Annotated in this window: 15 protein-coding genes and 1 tRNA gene; 14 read left to right on the top strand and 2 right to left on the bottom strand. The window is 47.3% G+C overall.

What is annotated here, in order from left to right; translation table 11 throughout:
• Positions 1-82: 82 nt before the first annotated feature.
• From tolB to BBC0122_RS11565, 7 genes are all read left to right on the top strand, one after another.
• A complete protein-coding gene (tolB, locus tag BBC0122_RS11595) occupies positions 83-1,354 on the top strand; it encodes a Tol-Pal system beta propeller repeat protein TolB (protein ID WP_225868198.1) in 1,272 nt (423 codons plus the stop codon).
• A 370-nt stretch (positions 1,355-1,724) separates the two neighbouring features.
• Complete coding sequence (gene pal, locus BBC0122_RS11590) at positions 1,725-2,216, top strand: peptidoglycan-associated lipoprotein Pal (RefSeq protein WP_075869304.1); 492 nt, start codon at positions 1,725-1,727, stop codon at positions 2,214-2,216.
• A 121-nt stretch (positions 2,217-2,337) separates the two neighbouring features.
• Positions 2,338-3,393 carry a tol-pal system protein YbgF gene (gene ybgF / locus BBC0122_RS11585; protein WP_077993963.1) on the top strand — a complete coding sequence of 352 codons (1,056 nt, stop codon included), beginning with the start codon at positions 2,338-2,340 and terminating at the stop codon, positions 3,391-3,393.
• Complete coding sequence (tilS, locus tag BBC0122_RS11580; RefSeq protein ID WP_077993962.1) at positions 3,384-4,721, top strand: tRNA lysidine(34) synthetase TilS; 1,338 nt, start codon at positions 3,384-3,386, stop codon at positions 4,719-4,721. The genes ybgF and tilS overlap by 10 nt, the downstream gene beginning before the upstream one ends.
• 113 nt (positions 4,722-4,834) lie before the next feature.
• Positions 4,835-6,976, top strand: coding sequence for an ATP-dependent zinc metalloprotease FtsH (gene ftsH / locus BBC0122_RS11575; protein WP_077993960.1), 2,142 nt, complete (start codon positions 4,835-4,837; stop codon positions 6,974-6,976).
• Positions 6,977-7,240: 264 nt separating this feature from the next.
• Positions 7,241-8,593: a phosphoglucosamine mutase gene (glmM, locus tag BBC0122_RS11570; protein ID WP_077993959.1), complete on the top strand. Its 1,353-nt coding sequence runs from the start codon at positions 7,241-7,243 to the stop codon at positions 8,591-8,593.
• Positions 8,594-8,797: 204 nt separating this feature from the next.
• Entirely contained in the window at positions 8,798-9,526 is a 729-nt protein-coding gene (locus tag BBC0122_RS11565) for an outer membrane protein (protein WP_077993957.1), read from the top strand.
• A gap of 82 nt (positions 9,527-9,608) precedes the next feature.
• On the opposite strand, the gene BBC0122_RS11560 is transcribed toward BBC0122_RS11565, so the two are convergent.
• Positions 9,609-10,046: a phage holin family protein gene (locus BBC0122_RS11560; protein ID WP_077993956.1), complete on the bottom strand. Its 438-nt coding sequence runs from the start codon at positions 10,044-10,046 to the stop codon at positions 9,609-9,611.
• A gap of 3 nt (positions 10,047-10,049) precedes the next feature.
• Entirely contained in the window at positions 10,050-10,361 is a 312-nt protein-coding gene (locus tag BBC0122_RS11555) for an ElaB/YgaM/YqjD family protein (protein WP_077993954.1), read from the bottom strand.
• Positions 10,362-10,545: 184 nt separating this feature from the next.
• Between BBC0122_RS11555 and BBC0122_RS11550 the strand changes: the two genes are divergently transcribed.
• The 7 genes from BBC0122_RS11550 (at position 10,546) to BBC0122_RS12910 (ending at position 18,166) form a co-directional block, all read left to right on the top strand.
• Entirely contained in the window at positions 10,546-11,841 is a 1,296-nt protein-coding gene (locus BBC0122_RS11550) for a glycerate kinase type-2 family protein (protein ID WP_149866702.1), read from the top strand.
• 129 nt (positions 11,842-11,970) lie between these two features.
• Entirely contained in the window at positions 11,971-13,005 is a 1,035-nt protein-coding gene (exbB, locus tag BBC0122_RS11545; protein WP_077993952.1) for a tonB-system energizer ExbB, read from the top strand.
• 6 nt (positions 13,006-13,011) lie between these two features.
• On the top strand, positions 13,012-13,449 hold the full coding sequence (gene exbD, locus BBC0122_RS11540; protein WP_077993950.1) for a TonB system transport protein ExbD: 438 nt from the start codon (positions 13,012-13,014) through the stop codon (positions 13,447-13,449).
• Positions 13,450-13,841: 392 nt separating this feature from the next.
• Entirely contained in the window at positions 13,842-14,726 is an 885-nt protein-coding gene (gene fdhE / locus BBC0122_RS11530) for a formate dehydrogenase accessory protein FdhE (RefSeq protein ID WP_236823785.1), read from the top strand.
• A complete protein-coding gene (gene selA / locus BBC0122_RS11525; RefSeq protein ID WP_077993946.1) occupies positions 14,726-16,108 on the top strand; it encodes an L-seryl-tRNA(Sec) selenium transferase in 1,383 nt (460 codons plus the stop codon). The genes fdhE and selA overlap by 1 nt, the downstream gene beginning before the upstream one ends.
• Positions 16,105-18,033, top strand: a complete 1,929-nt coding sequence (gene selB / locus BBC0122_RS11520; RefSeq protein WP_077993944.1) for a selenocysteine-specific translation elongation factor — start codon at positions 16,105-16,107, stop codon at positions 18,031-18,033. Before selA ends, selB begins: the two co-directional genes overlap by 4 nt.
• Positions 18,034-18,070: 37 nt before the next feature.
• Positions 18,071-18,166, top strand: a tRNA-Sec gene (locus BBC0122_RS12910).
• The last annotated feature ends 396 nt before the right edge of the window (positions 18,167-18,562 follow it).

The following is an 18,562-nucleotide window of genomic DNA, read 5'->3' as shown; positions in this document are numbered from 1 at the left end:
AATGCTTTAAGGCAACGGAAAGAAAATGGTTTCTTCGATGATTAAGAAAAATAAGCGCCTTTATATTTTTGTTTTTTTGTCAATGGTTTTGCCATTTTTAAGCTGGCAAACCGCTTATGCGCAATTGAAAGGAACTGTCTCGTCGGCCGATTTCAATCCGATACCTATTGCAGTTACCGATTTTATTGCCGGTGACCAGATGGGCGTACAGATTTCGTCGGTGGTGACCGCCGATCTTGAACGTTCAGGGCTTTTCAAACCAATTGACAAATCGTCATTTCTTGAACGTATTTCCAATCCGGATGTACAACCACGGTTTCCCGATTGGCAGCAAATCAACGCACAAGGTCTGGTAACCGGCCGTGTCACAAAAGAAGCTGACGGGCGTTTGCGTGTAGAATTCCGTCTATGGGATGTTTATGGCGGCAAACAGCTTGAAGGCCGCCAGTTCTATGCAACACCGCAAACCTGGCGTCGCGTTGCCCATATTATCGCCGATGCTATTTATACGAAAATGACCGGTGAAAAGGGTTATTTCGATACGCGCATTGTATTTGTTGATGAAACAGGTGCAGCAAATGCACGTGTCAAACGTCTCGCTATTATGGATCAGGACGGAGCAAACCTCACTTATATCTCGAATGGACGTGAACTCGTTTTAACACCGCGTTTTTCGCCCAGCCGTCAGGAAATTACCTATATGGCTTATGCCGGTAACAATGTCCCGAAGGTTTATTTGCAACAAATCGAAACAGGTCAGCGCGAACTTGTCGGTACTTTCCCGAATATGACCATTGCACCGCGTTTTTCACCGGATGGTCAAAAGGTGATTATGAGCCTTTTACAGGATAATGGCAGCGCCAATCTTTACACTATGGATTTGCGTTCGCGTTCGACAACACGGCTTACAACAACACCGGCCATTGATACATCGGCGTCCTATTCGCCCGATGGCACACAGATTGTTTTTGAATCCGATCGCGGTGGCAAACCGCAAATCTATGTCATGAATACCGATGGCAGCAACCAGCACCGCATCTCATTCGGAGATGGCAGCTATTCAACACCGGTCTGGTCGCCTCGCGGTGATTACATTGCTTTCACCAAGCAGTCGCAGGGGCAATTTTCAATCGGTGTTATGAAGCCCGACGGGCAGGGTGAACGCTTGTTGACTTCCGGTTTCCATAATGAAGGTCCGACATGGGCACCAAATGGCCGCGTTATCATGTTCTTCCGGCAAAATCAGGGGCAGCAGCCAAAGCTCTATACGATTGATATAACCGGACGTAACGAACGCGTATTGCCAACTCCCAATGGTGCATCCGATCCGGCCTGGTCGCCATTGCTAGATTAGGAATAATCCTGAAAACCGGTTTCGATAAAAAGACCTTCTCGTTTTATAATTTTCGGTTTTCCGGCCCGTTCATTTCATGAGCGATCAAAAAGGAAATATGTTGGTTTCAACGCCGCTTTAAAAGTTTTAAAGCGGCGTTTTTATTTAAGCTCTTTTCACTTTAACTTGCTATTGGACTTTTTACTCATTTCGCGCTAATGAAAAACACATCTGCCGTCTTTCCGCCTCAATCAGCGAGCAACCGGTGGATTTGTATTTTTTATAAAAAGTGATGCGTAAGTATTCATTAACCATGCGTGTTGAGAGCTTTTTAAGCAAATCAAGCTAAAAGCCTTGAAATCAACCGCTAACTTTTAAGGAGTCTCGGCACATGGGCCGTTTCCAAAAACTTGCTCGCAATCCGCTTGCTATAGCATTTGTCCTATCGCTAACTCTCGCTGGCTGCGCCAAACACGGCCTGAATGATCCGAATGCGCTTGGACTGAACAACGCAAAACCGGGATCAGCGCAGGACTTTACAGTCAACGTTGGTGACCGCGTATTCTTTGATCTCGATTCTTCCAGCATTCGTGCTGATGCCCAGCAGACATTGACCCGTCAGGCACAATGGTTGCAGCGTTATCCGCAATACACCATCACTGTTGAAGGTCATGCCGACGAACGTGGTACACGCGAATACAATATTGCTCTTGGTCAGCGCCGTGCGGTTGCCGCACGTGACTACCTGATCTCGCAAGGTGTTGCAGCCAACCGTATGCGGACAATTTCCTACGGTAAGGAACGTCCGGTTGCCGTTTGTGATGCTCCACAGTGCTGGAACCAGAACCGTCGCGCTGTTACAGTCTTGAACAACGCACGCTGATTTACATTTTTATTCCAATGTTAAAGACGGCCCCCTCAAGGGCCGTTTTTTTGTGACAAATTTCCGCCGAAGTTGCCTGATAACGTTTTTGGTGCGCGAACATAAATAAAAGGACAAAGCTATGGGTTTTCTTTCATCCCCCCGTTTATTGACATGTTCGGTAAAACGTCTGGTTATCACAGCAGCTTTTATACCGGCATTGTCATTTGCCGCTCTCTCGCCCTGTTATAGTGCATCTGCCGATCAGGGAGGCTCGTCTTTTGCAAACGGGCTTTTTCCCTTTGGCAAGAAAAAAACCGTTGAAAGCCAGACGGTGCAAATGTCACCGCAACCCGATAGTCGGGTAACCGACCTTCAACAACAGGTGCGTGAACTTACGGGGAAAGTTGAAGAACTCAATTTCATGGTTCTGCAAATGCAGGAGCAATTGCGACAATTGCAAGGAGGAGCGGCGGCAAATCCTTCACAACAAACTGCTCAGGAACCGAAAAAACAGTCGCAAGCGGTGGAACCGCAATCGCCTTCATCTTCAACCAATGGCAAGCAGGAATTGCCAAGAACGGCCACCTCGACTGAAAGTTCGGCAACACTTCCCGGTGTGGGAAGCGACAAAAGTGGCGAACAAAAAAATATAAATCCGCAGGAAGCGCCGAAAGATCTGGGATCTATCGAATTCGACAAAAACGGCAATATCCTCAACGGGAGTATCAACCAGAATGCGGTGGCAACAGCTTCGCAAGAACAAGCGGCCACCCAGGGGAACTCTGCTGCACCTGTCGCTCCACAGACGGCGAGTGCAAAAGAACTCTATGACATCGGCTATAAAAATATTCTTTCCGGCGATTATCGGACGGCTGAGGCCGATTTTCGAGCCTTTCAGGAGCGTTATCCGACAGATCCGCAAATTGCCGATGCCGGTTTCTGGCTTGGTGAATCACTTTTCGGGCAGAAGCGCTATCGTGAAGCGGCACAAGCCTATATTGATGTGCAACGCAATTACAAGGATTCACCGCGCGGACCGGAAAATCTTTTAAAACTTGGAATGAGCATGGCTCATCTTGATGAACAGAAAGTGGCTTGCGCAACCTTTGCCGAAGTGACAAAACGATACAAAACCGTAGATCCGGCAGTTTTAAAACGTGTCAAGGACGAGCAAAGTCGTAACAAGTGTCAGTAATAGATTTTAAACAACTCTTTCAGCCATCAGATTTCAAAAACTCTAAAATTGTCATTGCTGCTGTTTCAGGGGGCGGGGATTCGACTTCGCTTCTGTTTCTTCTGCGCGATTATCTGAAACAACTTGAAGACGCACCCGAACTCGTTGCTGTCACAGTCGACCATCGTTTGCGTCCCGAATCCGCAGCCGAGGCGGAAGAAGTTGCCCGATTGTGCAAGCGTCTCGATGTTCGCCACGAGACCGTTTGTTGGGCAGATGCAAAACCGCAAACGGCTTTGTCTCACGAAGCACGGATCGCCCGTTACGGCTTGCTTTTTTCGGAAGCTGAAAAAGTCGGGGCGAGCGTTATCATGACCGGTCACACTTTGAACGATCAGGCCGAGACATATGAAATGCGGTTGCATCGCGGTAGCCGTCGCGGACTTGCCTGTATGCCGCGTGAATCACTTCTGATGCGCAAAATACGCTTAATCCGGCCTCTCTTGGGGGTGAAACGGGAACAATTACGGGAATATCTACGCTCTATCAAACAGGACTGGATCGACGACCCGACGAATGAAAACCCGCATTATGAGCGGGTGCGAATCCGTCAACGTTTGAAAGACGAAGATGTTGATATTATCGCCAAAAAAGTCGAAGAGGCGGCCATTTTCAGACGTGACGAGAACAAAGCCGCAGTTGAATTGATTGCCAAACTCGATATGAAGATGCAACATGCTTTATGTACGATCAGCAATGTTTCAGATGAACAATTGAATAACCCCCGATTTCCTTTTGTCATGGGTGTTCTTGCCTCAATTATTGGTGGTTCGCAGGCTCTTGCAAGTGATTCACAAGTCGATTTTTTGAAAAAACAATTGGTGAAGAAACGCACGTCACTTTATCATTTTACGTTGCTTGGAACAGTCATCGAAATCAATGGTAAAACAATCAGGCTATGGCGCGAGGCGAGAAACCAGACGGCAAGTGTCGCCGGTACACAATCTTCCATTATCTGGGATGGGCGCTACCGTGTTGATAACCGGTCGAATAATGCAGTCAGGGTAAATGTTGCCTCGGTTTGCGATATAAAGGCTGTCGCTGAAGAACAGAATATAAGCAGCCGTTCAATCCATTTTCTTTCATTGCAAACAGCATTGGCAATTTTCAGCCGGTCGGGAATCGATATTCCGGCACTTACCGGAAAACTTGTTCACGCCGAAAATTTGACTTGCAAAAGATTTATGCGGCCGTTCGGGTGGCTTATATCATCGGACGATTACTCCCTTTTCAATATATTAAGCCCGTTTTTTGAAATGACATTGTCAACATCGCGGGAAAATGACTAAAAAGCCGGATGAATTATGATGAAAGGTGATCTTCAACCTTGGCAAGGCAACTTCAAGCACATATGTTACATTAAAATTATCTGACAGAGCGTAATAGATCGAGTGGACCTAATATGAATCCAAATTATCGTTCCTTCCTGATATGGGGGATCATTGCACTCTTGCTGATTACTTTGTTTTCGTTTTTTAACGGGAATAGTCAGCAAGCTGGCACAGGAGAGATTACTTATTCAGATTTTCTGAAACGGGTTGATAATAAAGAAATCAAAACCGTCACGATTCAAGGACAACGTTTGACCGGTATCACAACCGATAACCGGACCGTCCTTTCTTTCGCTCCTAATGATCCCGGTCTTGTCGATCGTCTTGAAAGCAAGAACGTCAATGTCCGGGCGCAGCCGGAAAGCACGGGAAACAGCACATTCATGAATTTGCTTTTCTCGCTTTTACCCGTTGTTATCCTGATTGGTGTGTGGATCTTCTTCATGCGCCAGATGCAAGGCGGTTCACGCGGCGCTATGGGGTTCGGCAAGTCCAAAGCAAAACTGCTGACAGAAGCCCATGGTCGCGTAACATTCAAGGATGTCGCGGGCGTTGATGAAGCCAAACAGGATCTACAGGAAATTGTCGAATTTTTGCGCGAACCACAAAAGTTCCAGCGTCTTGGCGGCCGTATCCCGCGGGGTGTTTTGCTTGTTGGCCCGCCCGGAACCGGTAAAACATTGCTCGCCCGTTCTGTTGCCGGTGAAGCCAATGTGCCTTTCTTCACAATTTCCGGTTCGGATTTTGTGGAAATGTTTGTTGGTGTTGGTGCAAGCCGCGTTCGCGACATGTTCGAGCAGGCAAAAAAGAATGCGCCATGTATCATTTTCATTGATGAGATTGATGCCGTTGGCCGTCACCGTGGTGCCGGTTTCGGCGGTGGCAATGATGAACGTGAACAGACTTTGAACCAGCTTCTTGTCGAGATGGACGGGTTCGAGCCGAATGAAAGCATTATTCTGATTGCCGCAACCAACCGTCCCGATGTACTTGATCCGGCATTGCTGCGTCCGGGTCGTTTTGACCGGCAGGTGGTTGTTCCCAATCCCGATGTTGCAGGGCGTGAGGAAATTCTTAAAGTCCACGTTCGCAATGTGCCTTTGGCGCCCAATGTCGATTTGAAGATTGTGGCGCGCGGTACACCGGGATTTTCCGGTGCCGATTTGATGAACCTTGTCAATGAAGCGGCACTTATGGCAGCACGGCGCGACAAACGTCTGGTCACCATGCAGGAATTCGAGGATGCCAAAGACAAAGTCATGATGGGGGCAGAACGCCATTCCGCCATGACACCGGCAGAAAAAGAGCTGACAGCTTTTCACGAAGCCGGACATGCCATTATTGCTATCAATATGCCGGCAGCCGATCCCGTGCACAAAGCAACGATTGTCCCGCGTGGTCGCGCACTCGGCATGGTTATGCAATTGCCGGAAGGTGACAAATATTCGATGAGCTACCGCTACATGATTTCGCGTCTGGCGATCATGATGGGTGGCCGTGTTGCCGAAGAATTGAAGTTCGGCAAGGATAACATCACTTCCGGCGCGTCCTCCGACATTGAACAGGCAACGAAACTTGCCCGTGCTATGGTCACACGTTGGGGCTTTTCCGATGAACTCGGCAAGGTTACTTATGGCGAAAGTCAGGAAGATATGTATCAGGGAGGCGGGCGTAACCAGCAAGTTTCGGAAGAAACTGCAAGGGTGATTGATGCCGAAATTCGTCGTCTTATCGACGAAGCCTATCAGACGGCCAAACAAACCTTGACCTCGAAAAAGAAACAATGGGTTGCTCTTGCCGAAGGCTTGCTTGAATACGAAACGCTTACAGGAGCCGAAATTCAGGAAGTTATCAACGGCAAACCGCCTTCACGGGATATGGGCAAGGATTCGCCGACACCGCATGTCTCAAGTGTTCCGAAAGCCGGAAAAACGCCCGAAAAACCCAAAAGCGACCAGTCGAAGTCGGTTGTTGTAAGGGCAAAAGCGGCTTCTCAACCGGCCGACAAGGTCGACGAAAAGTCTGAAACTCCCGAAAAGCCGGAAATCGAAAAAAAGACAACTGAAAAAAAAGCAGCCGAAAAAAAGCCGAAAAGGACAAGAAAGGCGACAAAAACTTCGCCATCGCAAAAGTCCGAAAAACCGGTAACGGAAAGTGAAAAATCGGCAAAGGAAGACACCGTCACCGATCATGGTGATGATAAAAAGGCCTGAATTCCGGTTCAAAAAATCTGAAGCGGCTTGATACGCTCAAGCCGCTTTTATTTTGTTCAAACATATGAATGTTAACCGTGTCGTGATAATTCGCGCCATGAAGGCCTTCATTGATGCGGTCGACGGTTGGTTTTCTGCTTAAAAATTGTTAGTTGGAACATTGAAAATTGTAGTATGAGTGGCCGGCAGAATTTTATCGAAATTTGAATTGATCGAAATTTGAATTTTATCGAACACGGAATTTTGTCGAAAAAGGAAAATATAATGGCGTTTAAATATTTCGGTACCGATGGAATAAGGGGGAAAGCCAATACATTTCCGATGACCGCGGATGTGGCTATGAAAGTCGGTATGGCGGTAGGTATTCTTTTTCGCAGTCAGGGACGGCCGGGAAGAGTTGTTATCGGCAAAGATACACGCCTGTCGGGCTATATGCTGGAAAATGCTATGGTTGCAGGCTTTACGGCAAGCGGCATGGAAGTGTTTCTTTTGGGGCCAATTCCTACACCAGCCGTCGCAATGCTTTGCCGTTCGCTGCGTGCCGATGTCGGCGTTATGATTTCGGCCTCCCATAATCCTTTTTACGATAACGGTATAAAATTGTTCGGTCCGGACGGTTTCAAACTTTCCGACGAAATCGAGATGAAAATCGAAAAACTCATTGAAAGCGACATGACAAACGAGCTTGCGGGACAGTCGCAAATCGGTCGGGCAAAGCGCGTTGAAGGTGATATTTATCGTTATATCGAGTTTGCCAAACGCACATTGCCGCGTGATGTCCGATTGGACGGTATGCGTATTGTTGTCGATTGTGCCAATGGTGCGGCCTATAAAGCAGCACCGCTTGCGCTGTGGGAGCTTGGTGCAGAAGTTGTCACGCTAAGCGATAAGCCGACAGGCACAAATATCAACGAAGATTGCGGTTCGACCCACCCGATTGCTTTGATGCGCAAGGTTCATGAAGTGAGAGCGGATGCGGGAATCGCACTTGACGGCGATGGCGACCGCGTGGTGATGGTTGATGAAACCGGAGCCATTATCGACGGTGACCAGTTGATGGCCGTTGTTGCCGAACGTTGGCTGGAAAATGGTCTTTTACGGGGTGGCGGTATCGTTGCAACAGTCATGTCCAATCTCGGACTTGAACGTTTTCTCGGTCAAAAAGGGCTGACCATGGCAAGAACCAAGGTTGGCGACCGGTATGTGGTTGAATATATGCGCCAGCATGGCTTCAACGTCGGTGGCGAACAATCGGGTCATATTGTGCTATCCGATTACGGGACGACCGGCGATGGTCTGGTGACATCGTTACAAATTCTGGGATGTGCGAAAGAATCACAAAAGCCGATGAGCGAGCTTTGTCACCGCTTCGAGCCGGTGCCGCAAGTCTTGAAGAATGTCCGCTTTTCCGAAGGCAAACCGCTTGAAGATGCCCACGTCAAAGATGTTATCAAAAACGCTGAAAAACGTTTGGGAAAAAATGGTCGACTGGTTATTCGCCCGTCGGGAACCGAGCCTCTCATTCGTGTTATGGCGGAAGGTGATGATGAACGTTTGATCGGAAATGTTGTTGACGAGATTGTCGAGGCGCTAAAAAAGGTAAGAGACGCCATCTGACAAGTGCCCGAACTATAGTTCAAGCGCAAATAGACTTTTCGGTTTTTTGAAAAGCAGCCTGAAAATGGCTGCTTTTTTATGCCTGTTCCGGCTTTGGTTATGGAAAATAGATAGTTAAAATTTATGGTTAAGAACGTCTTAACCAATCATGTTTAAAAAGCTTCACAAGATGATGGCATTTGCGTCTTGTTTAGAGGCTTGAGAATGAAATTTTGCTTTGCACTTATTGGAGCATTGTCGGCACTTGGTTTAAATCAGGCGTTGGCCAATGACATCGACCTTGACAAGGTTCCCGAAATTGCCATCACAACCGAAAACATTCCCTTTTATGCAAAAGCATATGCCGGTGTCAGCCTCGGCGACATCCATAAATTCGACAGATTCGATTCGGGCGACGCAAGTGCCGATTATCACTGGAAAAATAAAGGTGATATGGATAACGCCTTTCTTGGCGGGGTCGGTTTGGGCTATCGTCTCAATGATATTGTCCGCCTTGACGGGACGATCGAATATCGTGCCAAAAATACAATCACTGCGAAGGATCGCGATTTCGATACAACAAGAAAATATGAAGGTGATATATCTTCAACCGTATTCATGGCGAATGCTTATGTCGACCTTGTAACCTATCATGATGTTACGCCCTATATCGGGGCAGGCCTCGGAGCAAGTGCCAATCGTGTCAGCGACTTCGAGGTGGATAACGGTAGACAAACCTATGAGGCAGCCGCAAAAACCGAATGGGACTTCGCTTTTGCAATTCATGCAGGCATAGGTGTGAAACTTTCCCGTCGTGTTATCTTCGACATCGGTTATAGCTATAGCGATCTGGGCGACGCAAAAACTGCCGGTATTTCGGGAAACGGCGCTCTCAAGCTCGACCATCTGACATCACATGATGTAAAAGTGGGTATAAGATACGCTTTCAAATAATCAATTGTAACCACTTGCGAAAAGACAAAAACCGGTTGGAACACAACCGGTTTTTTAAAATTTCATCCCTTTAATACGGATTTTACGACTTCCGGTTGTTATCCTTGTTCCAGAACATCAATGCTGCCAATCCGATAAGGGGAATTGCAAGAGTAAGCGTCTTTTTGTTTTTCAATATGGCAGGAACGGCAGCAACAAGAGATGCCGCCACAAGGTTGAACCGCTCGTCATTCATCTGTTCTTCATAGATTTTTCGTCTTTTGGCTGAAACAGACCGGCCGATTAAAAAACCGGCAAGCGCCACAATGAGCCAAAAGGCAAAAATAATCGTTGCCGACAAGATCGGAGAGACCACCCATGTAAGGGCAATAAATGCTATGACGCACAGGAATATCACCGCGAAAAACAGTGACAAACCGATCAGTAAATAACAAATTGCCTGATTACGCGTTGATTTGACTGCCGTTTTCACGCTGCCATTTGCCAAACCGCCAATAAGCGGCGCGATAAGCCGCAACATATTTTAACGCCGCATCAACAGAGCAAGAATAAAACCGACACCTGCGGCTGCGGCAAGGCTTGCAATCGGTTTTTCGCGTATGCAATTGCACAATTGTCCTTGCACATCGCCAATCTTTTCTTTTGCCTGCGAGATCGCTTCCTCACCATTTTCTTTCGCCGATGCATAAAGCTTTTCGGCTTTGCCTTTTGCGGCTGTCAGTTTTTCGGAACCCAGATCATTCAATGTGGAATGAATATTGGAAACCTCTTTTTTCAACTGTTCAAATTGTTCCTGGAGACTTTTTTCGGTTGGTGTCGCATTTTCCTTAGGCATATCGTCTTCTCCTGCTTTTTGAATGAATGACCGTACGAAATTTTCGGACGATGTACTTTAATTACATAGTTATTATGTTTGTTTTTTCCACTTTTTTCGCAAAAGTCTGCAACAATAAACTGTAAATGGAAATAAAAATCTGAAACAAAAGAAACGGGAAACAGATTTTTCGGGGAGGTCATAATTGAAAAATAACAATGATCGTCAATTATTGAACGAACTTTTTGATTGTGCGGTTGCCGCTGCCAATCCGGAATGTTTGATGGAACAGTTTTTACCCGCAAAGCCAAAAGGCAGGACCATTGTTGTGGGAGCGGGCAAAGGTTCCGCTCAAATGGTTTTGGCACTTGAAAAACTATGGGATAAAGCCGGCTATGGCGAGCTTGAAGGTGCGGTTGTCACCTGTTATGGCCACGCGACCTCGCTTCGTTCGATTGAAGTTCTGGAAGCTTCCCACCCCTTGCCGGATGAAAACGGGCTGAAAGCGGCAAAAAAGCTTGTCAGACTTGTTCAAGGATTATCAGCCGATGATCTCGTCATTGCGCTTATCTGCGGTGGCGGTTCTGCCTTGTTGCCTTTGCCGCTTGAACCTTTGACACTTGAAGACGAAATCGCGATCAATGAGGCATTGTTAAAAAGTGGTGCTCCCATCGGCGCAATGAATACGATCAGGAAGCATTTGTCACAAATCAAAGGGGGGCGGCTTGCCTATTATGCAGCGCCCGCCCGCGTCGTCAGTTTCATTGTGTCGGATATTCCGGGAGACATTGCCTCGCAAGTTGCATCCGGTCCCACAGTTGCCGATTGGTCAACCCGCGAGGATGCGTTAAAATTTGTAAGCCAATATCATATTGCTTTGCCTCCAAAAGCCGTTTCCGTTTTAAAGAGCGATCTTGCCAAGGCTCCAACCCCTGATAATCCTGCTTTTGAAAAAAATGCAGCTTATATTGTTGCATCGGCGGCGACATCGCTGGAAGCAGCCGCCGCTCATGCGCGCAAAGCCGGTTTGAATGCCATTATCCTTTCCGATTCGATTGAAGGTGAAGCAAAGGATATTGCATTGATGCATGCTGCCATTGCCCGTGAAATTGCTTTGAAAAACCGCCCCTTTGAAAAACCTGTCGTTATGCTTTCAGGCGGCGAAACAACCGTGACGATCACCGGCGCTTACAACAAGGGTGACGTTGGCAAGGGTGGAAGAAATAGCGAATTTTTACTGTCATTTTCGATGGCAATAGAGGGGGAGAGTTCTATCACGGCACTTGCGGCAGATACGGATGGCCGCGACGGTAGTGAATTCAATGCAGGTGCATTTTGTGACGGCAATAGTTGTTTACGTCTCAAACAGCAAGGTTTTGATCCCGCAACTTTTCTTGCCCGCCACGATGCTTGGAGTGCATTCAATATGCTTGATGACCTTCTTGAAACCGGCCCGACGGGAACCAATGTCAATGATTTCCGTGCAATCATTGTTCGTTAAGACGGCGCCGGGGGTAGAATTTTTTGGCAGGCAGAAAATAACTTCAATATTTGCATAAACATGACTTGATTTATCATATTAAATTTTGTTAATTAATCGCCATCGAATTGAAGTTCAGGAACGAGAGCGATGATGAGATCTTTGACAAGGCTTGTAACTGCCGCGGTATTTCTATGCCTGGCTGGCGGCTATGCATCGGCACAAAATGAAGTGCAGCAAACAACCGGAAATCAGGTATTGCAAGCTGGCGAACAAGCTGGCGAAAAAGCCTTACAAACCGGTGAAAATGTCTTGCATTCCGGTGAAAGTGCCGTTCAGACGGGCGAAAATGCTTTGAAAGCAGGTGAACAGGCTTTGCAATCGGCCGCTTCGGAAACGGAAAGCACAGCTAAAGCTGCTGCCGATACGGCCAGTCAGGCTGCCGACCATTTTATCGCTTCCATCCCGCATGATCTTTCTCCTATCGGTATGTTCCTGAATGCGGACTGGGTCGTTAAAGTGGTTATGGTCGGTCTGGCACTCGCTTCTGTTGCAACCTGGGTTATTTTCATTGTCAAACTTATCGAAGTATCGGCGGTGAAAAGACGGGCAAGAGCGACCATAAGGCAGGTTAACGGCGCTCAAAGCCTGTCCGAGCTTGCTTTGGCAGTTAAAAATGACAAAGGTGTCGGCTCCCGCTTGGTACAGGCGGCACAAGATGAAGTGGAAGCTTCGCTCGCAGCCGTGGATTTGGCTGGAACCGAGGGCTTGAAAGAACGATTGAGTTCGGTTCTCTCGCGCATTATTTCAGCATCCGGACGTCATGTTGCATTCGGAACCGGTGTGTTGGCAACAATCGGCGCTATCGGTCCTTTCGTCGGCCTTTTCGGTACTGTCTGGGGTATTATGAATTCCTTTATCGGCATTTCGCAAGCGCAAACAACCAATCTTGCCGTTGTTGCTCCCGGTATTGCTGAAGCGCTTCTTGCAACAGCCATCGGCCTTGTTGCAGCCGTGCCCGCTGTCATTATCTACAATGTCTTTGCCCGTTTGATTACCGGTTACCGGCAACAGCTTATTGATGTTTCAGCCGGAATTGAACGTCTTGTCAGTCGTGATCTCGACTTCCGTAAAGTCAAGCGTGAAACAGCAACACGGCCGAGTTTGTCGATTGCTGCGGAGTAGGAAGAGATGGCAACAAAGCTTTCAGATCTCGACAGTGATGAACTTGATGTCAGTCATGAAATCAATGTAACGCCGTTCATTGATGTTATTCTGGTTTTGCTCATCATTTTCATGGTTGCCGCACCTCTGGCAACAAGCGATATTCCGGTGCAACTGCCGACATCTTCGACACCTGCGCAACCAAAACCTGACAAACCGGTCTATATCACATTGCAGCAGGATAAATCGCTTTATGTAGGAGAAGAAAAAGCGTCTTTGGACGACCTCAGGACGACTCTTGATCGGCTTACTTCAAACAATCATGAAGAAAAAATCTTTATTCGTGGTGACGCAAGCGTGGAATATAGCGGCATTATCGAACTCCTTAATGAATTGCGTGCGGCCGGATACACAAAAATAGGTCTTGTCGGTTTGGAAAAAACATCGGCGCCGGCTCCACAGTAAAATAAGCCGTCCCCTGTGAAACAAGCTGTCCCCTGTGAAACAAGCTGTCAAAGCGGGTTTGTTTCACTTCGGATGGTGTTAAAATCCTGTTCTTGCCAAAAAGATTGACCTATCTGACGGCAAAATCATTGCTCAAATCAGATGGCAAAAGCATCATTCAAATCTGGCGGCCAAAGCATTGCTCAAATCAGATGGCAAAATTATCATTCAAATCAGATGGCAAAATTATCATTCAAAGGCAGCCCTATTGAATTCTGCGCCTTATTTTTCAAGTGTTATCCTTCGACATTTATAGATTGGTTGGACAAGTTCCGTTTTCCGGTTATAAAATTGACCGAACTAAAAATGGAGTCCATTGAAATATGCCGCGTAATAAAAAATTCGAAGGAGATATGACCGAAGTCGGTCATATGCGCACGCCTCCTTTCGTCCGGCTTCCCGATATTAATACGTTATTCGAGGAACGGAGCAAACGTTTTGAAGAGCTTGCTCCCACAAGTCCGGTTAAAGACTATATAGATTTTATGGTGGAATTTACCGGAGCACAGCAATTCGTCTGTAACGAGTTTTCTACTAGCGATATTCCGACAGCCGATCAGGTTCAGGCACAAAAATTCGTTATGCCGCCGATCGACCGGCAGGCAATTATATCTGCCCCTGTTTTTGAAGAGATTGCCAATAGTTTTTTCAAGATTCTCGGCAAAAGAAAGTTGAAAGGTTCAAGCCTCCTTGCCCTTGAGGATACACAAGCCAATAAGGCAAAATGGCAAAATTGGGCTTCCGATATTATTGCGCACAAATTGCCGCAGGAAAACCTCGCCCAGCATATTTATGTAACCGGCGCTTTGCAGATTACATTGGCATTGGCTGCTGCAAAACTTGACGCAAAGAAATTGCAGCCTATCGAAGGTAATCTTTGTCCCTGTTGCGGTGGTACGCATTCGGCTTCGATGATTGTCGGTTGGCCATCTTCGGAAGGCATCCGGTTCTGTTCATGCCTTTATTGCGGATCCATGTGGCGTTATGTACGCATCAAATGTACGTTTTGCGAAGAAACCAAAGGTATCAGTTTCCGCGAGATCGACGGGGGGCCGGGAACGATTCTTGCCGAGACATGTGATACCTGCAAACGCTATTGCAAACAGATGAATCATCAAAAAGATAGCCATTTCGATGTGTTTGCCGATGATATAGGTTCATTGGCACTTGATCTTTTGATGAAAGAGGATGGTACATTCAAAAGAGGTGCATTCAATCCATTTCTGGCGGGTTATTGATGGTCGCAGATTTTTCTCTCCTACCTCCGGTCAACGCAATTCTTGCCGAACGAGCGGCAAAAGAGGCGGAAGCCGAATTCGGGCACAGTGCAACGGTCGATGCTATCAGGGCAACCCTTGCCGACGAGCGCATTCTCATCAAGGCAGGACGCACACCACGCACAAGCGCTGTTCTGGCAATGATGGCACTTGAACGGCTGGAGGTGGATGCCCAATCGACCATGCGCGCCGTGTTCAACCTGACCGGCACAATTTTGCACACCAATTTCGGACGTGCGCAACTTCCGGAAGCCGCAATCCAGAATGCCGTTAATGCCATGCGCAACGCGGTTTCACTGGAATATGATCTTGAAAGTGGCGAGAGGGGAGAACGCGACGACCATTTACGCGAATTGATTTGCGAGCTTACCGGTGCGGAAGATGCAACCCTTGTCAACAATAATGCGGCCGCCGTTCTTCTGGTGCTGAATACGCTTGCGGGCAAACAGGGCGAAAGCATTATTTCCCGTGGCGAACTTATTGAAATTGGCGGTGCATTCCGTATGCCGGATATTATGGAAAGTGCCGGTTGCAAGCTGGTGGAAGTGGGAACAACCAATCGCACCCACCTTGCCGATTATGAAAAAGCCATCAATGAAGAGACCGCACTTTTATTGAAAGTGCACACATCGAACTATCGTATTGAAGGATTTTCTTCTGCGGTTACCACAAAAGAACTCGCGGCATTGGCTGCAACGCGTCATATACCTTTGATGGAAGATCTCGGTTCGGGAACGCTCGTCAATCTCGTGACTTTCGGGCTCCCCTATGAACCGACTGTTCAGGATGTCATCAAAGCGGGTGCGGATATTGTCACTTTTTCCGGCGATAAATTATTGGGCGGTGTCCAGGCTGGTTTTATTATCGGCAAGCAGGAATTGATTGCACGTGTGAATAAAAACCCCATGAAACGTTCGCTTCGTGTCGACAAAGTGCGCCTTGCGGCACTGGAAGCGGTTTTGCGTGCCTATCGGAATGAAGAAAAAAGGAACACAGCAATACCGACCTTGCGTTATCTTTCACGCAACCAAAGCGATATTGCTCATCAAGCCGCCGATTTATGCGCAAAAATAAGCGAATTTTTTCAACCGGCTTATCATGTTGAAATCTGCCCGTGTAATAGTCAGGTAGGCTCAGGCGCTATGCCGATGGAAACTTTGCCAAGCTATGGTATTTCGGTAAGTCCTGTTGACCCGACAAATTCCTTGACGGAACTCGCTTATCGTTTGCGCCAATTGCCAAAGCCCGTTATCGGACGCATGCATGCCAACCGGCTGGTTTTTGATTTACGCTGCCTTGATGACACAAACGGTTTTGTTAACAATCTCGATAAATTATCATGATTATTGGTACTGCCGGTCATATTGACCATGGAAAAACGGCTCTCGTCAGAGCATTGACAGGCATTGATACAGATCGTCTGCCACAGGAAAAACAACGTGGTATCACAATTGAACTGGGTTTTGCTTATAAGACTTTGAAAAATGGCGAGCGTATCGGTTTTGTGGATGTTCCGGGGCATGAAAAACTCATCCATACCATGCTGACAGGTGCCGGTAGCATTGATTATGTCATGCTGGTTGTGGCTGCCGATGACGGTATTATGCCGCAAACGCGCGAGCATTTTGAAATATTGAAGCTTCTGGGGTTAAAACACGGGGTTGTTGTCATCACACGCATCGACCTTGTCGATAAAGAGCGTGTTGATGCATTGCAAGCGGAATTGCACGAATTTCTCAAAGGTTCGTTTCTTGAAAATGCACCGATTTTTCCCGTGTCGTCACTGACCGGCGAGGGGATAGCGGCCCTTCGGGAAGAGATAGAAAATGCTGCCCTGCATTTGAAAAAACGTGTTTCCCATGGGCGTTTCCGCCATGCAATCGACCGCTGTTTTGTGCTGTCCGGTGCGGGGACTGTGGTGACGGGAACCGTGCTTTCAGGTGAAGCATCGACCAATGATCTTATGGTGATTGCACCCAATCATCTGCCGGCGCGATTACGTTCTATCCATGTACAGGATGAAGTTTCCGAAAAGGCAAGAACGGGCGACAGGGCAGCACTCAATATTGTCGGTGACGCAATCAACAAGGATAAAGTTAAACGGGGTATGATGGTCATTGACCCGTTTCTTGATAAGCCAAGTCAAAGGTTCGATGTTCGTCTCAGAATTCTTGCTTCCGAACAAAAGCCTTTGAAACAATGGTTTCCTGTTCACTTGCACCATGGTTCATTGGAAACCAATGCCCGTCTTGTATTTTTGTCGCAAGACACAATGAAAGCCGGTGAAACCGCTTATGTCCAGATTATTTCCGATAAAGCTGTGATTGCCGCAAGCGGCGACCGTTTTGTTATTCGGGATACATCGGCAAGCCGTACAATCGGTGGCGGTATTATTCTTGACCCGCTCGCACCGGAACGCCACCGTCGCTCACTTGAGCGTTTCAAATTTCTTGCCGCAATGGAAAATGAAGATCATCTTCAAGCTTTGTCGGCAATTCTGGCATTGCCACCTTATGGCATTGACTGGCTTTATTTTTGTCGTGCACGGAACCTGTCTGAAGTGGAGGCAGCCAAACTTCTCGCGAGTGGAAATTTTGTTGTTCTCGAACATGGTCAAGACCGGTTTGTTATGGAACAGCAACAAGAACAACGCCTGCAAAAGGCGATTGTCGATTATCTTGTCGAATTTCATAAAAACGAGCCTGATCTTTTCGGTGTCGGTCTTGAAAAATTGCGGCGTGACGTTGCTCGCGAAATCCGTGCCCCTTATTTTCGTGATCTGTTACAAAACGAAATTGACAAAGGCCGGTTGAAAATTCGCGGCGCCTGGGTTGGCCTTGCCGGTCATGAAGCCAAATTATCGCCTGAAGATGAAGCAATCTGGCAACGTGTCTATAAAGTTTTGAAAGGTGAAGAACGTTTTCGCCCGCCGCGTACGCGCGATTTTGCGCAAGAACTTGGAATTGATGAAAATCATATGCGGCAAATCCTCAAATCATGCGCACGGATGGGACGTGTCTATGAAGTGGCGCAAGACTATTTCTTCCCGCGTGAAGTGCTGGCTGAAATTATTATGATTATGCGGGACATTGCCGACAAAAAAGAAAAGCACGAATTTATCGCCGCCGATTTGCGTGACCGGCTGAATAACGGCCGCAAGGTTTCCATTTTTCTGCTGGAATTTTTTGATCGCCACGGTGTGACAATCAGAAAGGGCGACATAAGGCGGTTAAATCCGCATCGGCTCGACTTGTTTGCCGATAGTTAGGCTTGCAGTTTTTGCCTAAAAGCCGCATAAGACATTCGGAAGGGCTTTTCATCCGGTGATGGATGCGGCCTTCAAAGCCGTAAGGGGCCGTGAGACGGTCTTTTATGGGTTCGACTCCCATGCTCTTCCGCCAATTGTTTTTAATTGAATGATGTCCGATTGAAGCCCATCGCTTGCCATCACCATTCCCGAACCGTTGCTGATCGCCTTGGCACTTCAAGTGTCGGGAAAGGCATAAGCCATTGAGAGTCGGGAACAAGAAAACTAACGGGCGTTAGAGACGTTTTCGGCCAAGTTTGTCTTCTGTAAAACAGGTTTCATCACTATAGTTTTTTGAAATTGGCAGGATATGTGTCCGCAAAGTTCTGGAAACTTGTAATCAGCAAAAATTGGTCTGCCATTAACGGGGAAATAAAAAGGGTAAAACCGAAAAGACCGGCAAAAAACCTATTAATGCGAGCAAAAATAAAAAAGACGGGCAATAGCCCGTCTGATTTGATGAATCTCACAGTTTGATAAATCCCATAGA

It is taken from the genome of Ditibartonella choladocola (genome assembly GCF_002007565.1).
GTDB classification, from domain to species: Bacteria; Pseudomonadota; Alphaproteobacteria; order Rhizobiales; family Rhizobiaceae; genus Bartonella; species Bartonella choladocola.
This window is presented reverse-complemented; position numbering and strand designations above follow the sequence as displayed.